Source organism: Mycobacterium sp. (assembly GCF_035506235.1).
Classification (GTDB): domain Bacteria; phylum Actinomycetota; class Actinomycetes; order Mycobacteriales; family Mycobacteriaceae; genus Mycobacterium.
On record NZ_DATJPU010000054.1, the window covers coordinates 1 to 5,095 of the forward strand.

Annotated in this window: 4 protein-coding genes, 1 tRNA gene and 1 pseudogene; 2 read left to right on the forward strand and 4 right to left on the reverse strand. The window is 65.7% G+C overall.

Translation table 11 applies throughout. From position 1 onward, the window contains the following. Positions 1–558: AarF/UbiB family protein (locus VMD50_RS05655; RefSeq protein ID WP_325425695.1), on the forward strand; the 558-nt coding region annotated here is incomplete at its 5' end. A gap of 78 nt (positions 559–636) precedes the next feature. Here VMD50_RS05655 and VMD50_RS05660 read toward each other — a convergent pair. The 3 genes from VMD50_RS05660 to VMD50_RS05670 form a co-directional block, all read right to left on the reverse strand. Further along, complete coding sequence (locus VMD50_RS05660; RefSeq protein ID WP_325425697.1) at positions 637–2,379, reverse strand: ATP-dependent DNA helicase; 1,743 nt, start codon at positions 2,377–2,379, stop codon at positions 637–639. Beyond that, positions 2,322–2,858, reverse strand: coding sequence for a relaxase domain-containing protein (locus VMD50_RS05665; protein WP_325425701.1), 537 nt, complete (start codon positions 2,856–2,858; stop codon positions 2,322–2,324). The genes VMD50_RS05660 and VMD50_RS05665 overlap by 58 nt, the downstream gene beginning before the upstream one ends. Positions 2,859–3,223: 365 nt before the next feature. Next, positions 3,224–3,523 (reverse strand): nitroreductase/quinone reductase family protein, encoded by a 300-nt coding sequence (locus tag VMD50_RS05670; protein ID WP_325425699.1) that lies wholly within the window; start codon positions 3,521–3,523, stop codon positions 3,224–3,226. 205 nt (positions 3,524–3,728) lie between these two features. Between VMD50_RS05670 and VMD50_RS05675 the strand changes: the two are divergent. After that, positions 3,729–4,829: pseudogene (locus VMD50_RS05675) on the forward strand (adenylate/guanylate cyclase domain-containing protein); the annotation flags it as partial. A 94-nt stretch (positions 4,830–4,923) separates the two neighbouring features. Here the strand turns inward: VMD50_RS05675 and VMD50_RS05680 are convergent. Beyond that, positions 4,924–4,997 (reverse strand) — tRNA-Leu (locus VMD50_RS05680). Positions 4,998–5,095: the final 98 nt, after the last annotated feature.

Below are 5,095 nucleotides of genomic sequence, written 5' to 3' on the forward strand. Positions count from 1 at the left end.
CACAAGCTCGCGGAGATCGCGCGCAAGATCGGCGCGCTCTACGGCACGATGATCTTCGAGCAGGGCTTCTTCCACGGCGATCCGCACCCCGGGAACCTGCTGATCCTGCCCGACGGCCGGATCGGCCTCCTCGACTTCGGCTTGGCCAAGGACCTGCCGCCTGGCTTCGCGCGGCTCGTCGCGACGATGATGGTCTCGTCGATGATCGGCGACTCGCGATCCGCGTTCTCCGCGGCCGAGCAGCTCGGCTTCGACGTCGCCTCGATGAAACCCGAGAACCTGCGCTCGCTGATGCTGATGACGGTCGGCGACAGCGACACCGAGGCTGGTTTCTTCGAGATCGTTGGCGAGACGAGCCTGCGCAAGATCCCGGAGGACTTCGCGCTCGTCGGGCGCACGCTGATCTTGCTGAACGGGCTCTCGCACCGGCTCGCGCCCGGGCGCCGGCTGATCCAGGCCGAGCTGCTGAAGCACCTCGCCGCGGGCGCGGCCCGGGCAGACGGCGACGAGCCGGTCCCATCGGCAAGCGCGGATAATTCGGCCCGCAAGCCCGCGTAGTCCTGAGGTTTGGCGGGGGTATCCGTGGCCACGACGTTCAGGGTTGCTGGTCGGGTGATGAAATGCCCGGGTGGGCAACTAAAGTTCGAGACCGTATCCATGGTGAGCACGGCGGTTGCGCTCGCGGTCACGACGCTGGTGGCTGGTAGCGGTGATGCGTTGGTAGGCGGTTTCGCGGGCGTGGGTTTGGGCCTCGTGCTGGCGCCAAGCCTGCGCACGGGCAGCGCAGCGTTGGTCGTTGCGGTCGAGTGAGGCCGCCACGGCGGCGGGCAGGAGCTTGCGGTCGGTGCGTGCGGCGACGGTGTGCATGGTGCGGACGCGGTCATCGTTGGCCACGATCATCCGAAAGTGCTGCGCGGCGGCGTATTTGGTGCCGCGGTGCATCTGGTGGATGCCTGTGTCGGCTTCGTGGTGTTGGTGGGCTTGGTTGGTGACAGCTGGGTAGATGGCGAGGTGGTTTTCGTCGCGGGCGCGGGTCATGCCGACGTAGGCCATCGCGCGGCTGGCCCGATCACTGAGCACGGTCCAGCAGACTCCTGGGGTGGTGGACTTGCCTATAGTCATGCCTTGGGCGGAGTGCAAGGTGGTTGCGTAGCCGAGGGTGACGTGCTCGCGCAAGTAGTCACTTTCGAAGATAACGCGGGCCTGATCGGTGAGCCGCTCGGCGGCGATCCGGACCGGCCGGGTGTTAACGCCGATCACGCGCCAGCGGTTGCCATTGCGGACCTGGTCGATGCGATCACCCTCGCGGCGGGGTGCGCCGGGTGCGACGGTCAAGCTGGCATCGTTGTGGCGACTGACGATGATGTCGCCAGCGCGGACTTTCTGATCGCGAGCCACCGCCACGCTCGGCGCGTCGGGGTCGGTGAAGCGATCGTGGAGGCGTTGGTTGATGGCGTCGGCGACTTCCCAGGTGTCACAAAGGATCGCAGCATCTTTACCTTCATCACGGGCTTTGATGTAGGCGGTGGTGGCGTCGGCGGCCATGGCGATCTGGTCTCCGGTGTGAAGGCGGTCGTTGTTGCGGTACCAGCCGATGGCTTTGCGCAGCCGGTTGCCGCGCGCAGACCGCAGCGCCAGCGAGGCATTGCGCTCGGCGGGGTCGCGCATCCGCCACACCTCGGTGAGGCGCTGCGACCAGGGCAGGTCATCGCAGAGGTTTTCCAACATGCCGCCGCGCGCTTTAACTGGCGACAACTGATAGGCGTCGCCGACGAGGACCATCTTGGCGCCCGCGGCTGTGCTGGCCTCCAGCAGGCGTCGCAGCTCGGGAGTGGCGACCATGGAAGCTTCATCGACAACGATCACGGTGCGCCGGCCGAGGCGGAGCTGATCATCCTCGATGAGATGGAGCGCTTTGGCCACGGTCACCCCGCGGTCACCGGCCCCGCCGCAAATCGCCTCATCGACGGCCTTGCCGGTGGGCGCGAGCACCAGCACGTCCTTGTTGGTGCGCTGCGCGGCGGCGCGCAACGCCTGAAGTGAGTGCGTTTTGCCCGCACCCGCCGGGGCTTGCAGTGGCTGCACCAAATACGGCGAGGCCGCGATGGTGGCGATGGCGCGCGCCTGATCGGCAGACAGGCCCTGCAGGTCCGCGGCGCGCACATCCAGCCGCGCGCGGGCATCGGCCGCGTCGACCAACTCAAAGATGCGCTGTTCTTCGGCGATCACCGCCTCGATGGTGAACAGCTCGTGTCCTTCGCGGTGATGCGCGGCGCGCGCCGCGCTGATGCGCACCCCCAGCGCGTCCACGAGCTGCTCGATCAGATCGCGCGGATCCCTGGGTGCGTCCACCGGCTGCAGCGCCCCGACCAGCTCCACGAGATCGGCGCGCGTAACGCAGGCTTGTCAATCTGGGCGACTATGCCCGCCAACCGGGTCCGCAGCCGCACCCGCGCGGCGGCGCGGCGCGCGGTACGCGCCGCAAGATGTGCGGCGCGGTCCAGGTGCAGACCGCGCGCATCGGCGCGCCACTCGTGTTTCAGCTGGGCCCACGATGTCGATTTCGGTTTGGCCGGCCGGGTGGCTTTCTGCGCGGCGGCCAGCTGCTGAGCGGCCGGCTGTCCGTCGACGACCACCAGATTGTTGTGCGCCCAGTCGCGCAGCCGGGTGGAGCGCTGCGACCACGCCTTGACGCAGGCCTGGGTGACGCCAGCGACTTCGGCCATCCCCGTGAACGGGTCCACCGGACCCCATTCCACGCGCAGCTCGGCGCTGAGCTCGTGGCGCAGCGTGGCTTGGTAGATGATGCCGGCGGCTTTGGCTTCGTGATACAGCGACTTGGAGTCGATCGATACCAGCGTGCCGTCGGCGCGAGCCTGGTGGTTAGGCCGCCACCAGACGACTCATCGGTCAACTCAACCACCTGGGTTACCAGGTCACACTCAACCCGCTGGGGGCCGCTTGAATCACCAAACAGCCTATGTCACGTGGATTTTTCGTATTAGCGGTCGAGTCGTCGCGGGACAGCGGGCGGCCAATCTATTTTGGCCATTACAGCCGGCAACGACATAAAAGCCATACCCGCTGCCCCTGGGTGGCTCGAAGCCTAAGGCCAGCGGCAACGAACCCCCCTGCAAGAAAGGTAAGGACGATATACGAGAGTCTCGAAAGTCAGTCTCAATAGAGCAGCGACAATCCTCGACGAGGGCGGTTGGTCGCTGTTTTAGCTTTTCGGGGTGAGGACGACGACGGGGATGGGACGCGATGTCCGCTTCTGGTATTCGGTGTAGCGGTTTTGGTTGTTTTTGTTGACGCCTTTAGAGGCGACGACCAGATAGCTGTGACCGTCGCGGGCATAGGTCAGCGATGTCGTGCGTTGCTTACCGGTCTTGGCGCCGACTGTATGCAGTAGCAGGCTGGGTATCCACAGCGTGCGGTGACCGATCCAGCCGTTCGTCTTCCGATACACCGTGTCGTGCACCCGCAGCACCTGCGGGAGCACCTTTTCCTCCACGAAACTCATAGCTGCCAGTCTCACCAGTAGCGTCGATCTTCTCCAGTGCCTCACGCAAAAGTGCCTCGGCTCTTCTCAGGTCTGGGTCACGCCGCAACAGCATGTCCTTCGAACTGCCCGCCTAGAGCACTGCATCAATCCTCTTGTGCCAGTCGTCGAGCGCCCTATGCTGGTGAATCGAGAAACTCGGGGGGCCGGGAGTGGCGGAGGTCGGGTGACGGCCATAGCAGCGTGCCGGACGTGTGGCACTGAGCCGCGTGAGGGCGCGCGATTCTGTGACGGGTGCGGTTCACCAGTCCAGGACAGCGATACCCGAGCGGAGTACAAGCAGGTCACGGTTCTGTTCGCCGATGTGGTCCACTCGATGAAGATCGCGGCAGCCGTCGGATCGGAGCGGCTGCGGGAGATCATGGCCGAGCTGGCTGACCGATGTGGGTCAGTTGTAGAACGCTACGGCGGCAGGGTGGACAAGTTCACCGGTGACGGGATCATGGCGGTGTTCGGCGCGCCGGCTGCGTTGGAGGACCACGCTGTCCGTGCCTGTCTCGCGGTCTTGGGCGTCCAAGAGGAAACCGCCCGGTTGGCCGCTGAGGTCAAAGATCGGGACGGTATCGACCTTCAGTTGCGGCTGGGACTGAACTCTGGCGAGGTGATCGCCGGTGAAATCGGTTCCGGGCCGGCTCAGCGGATGGAATCGGTGGCCCCGCCGGGCGCGGTGATGCTCAGCGACTCGACTGGGCGACTGGTTGAGGGCGCCGCGACTCTCGGCGAATCTGAGCAGGTTCAGATTAAGGGTGCCGATGAGCCGGTGCCCGCCCGTCGGCTGCTGGGTATGAGCGACGGGCATCGGGCTGCCTGGCGTGCTGAGTGCAATCTGGTGGGTCGGCGGTGGGAGATGGCCGCCGTTGAGGGTTTGTTGGACCGTGCCATTGACGGGCACGGTGCGGTGGTCGGTGTGGTGGGACCACCAGGTATCGGCAAGAGCCGTCTGGTGCGGGAAGTCTCTGCGATGGCCGCTGCCCGGAGTGTGGAAGTGTTCAGCGCCTTCTGCGAATCGGACACCAGCCAGGTCCCCTTCCATGCCGTGGCGCGGCTGCTGCGTGCGATCACCGGCATCAAGGGCCTTGACCCGCAGGCTGAGCGAGCGCGGATACGGGCGCAGTTTCCCGACGCGGAGCCAGAGGACCTGGTGCTCTTTGAGGATCTGCTGGGCACCGCTGATCCGGATGTGGAGCTGCCGAAGATCGATCCGGATGCACGGCGGCGGCGGTTGACCGCACTGGTTAATGCCGCCTCGTTAGCCCGCGAAAGACCGAGGTTTCACGCGAGTTGTGACAAGCCGTGACAATTCTGGGTCTTGGTGACGGCGTTCGAACAGCCGTACGCAGCCTTGACCTGCTTAAACACCGTGCCCCCAGTCGGACTCGAACCGACACTGGGCGGATTTTAAGTCCGCTGCCTCTGCCAATTGGGCTATGGGGGCCCGGCGGCGAATCTAGCGCGCGGGGGCCTGATCGATGACATCGCACCCCGCCCGTAATGCGCCAAATGGCGAACATGCGCCGCCGACGGGCGTCGAGT

Bases quoted from the DNA above. Each gene is read 5' to 3' on its own strand.
- VMD50_RS05670 (WP_325425699.1), bottom strand. From the start codon at position 3,523: ATGAGTTTCGTGGAGGAAAAGGTGCTCCCGCAGGTGCTGCGGGTGCAC.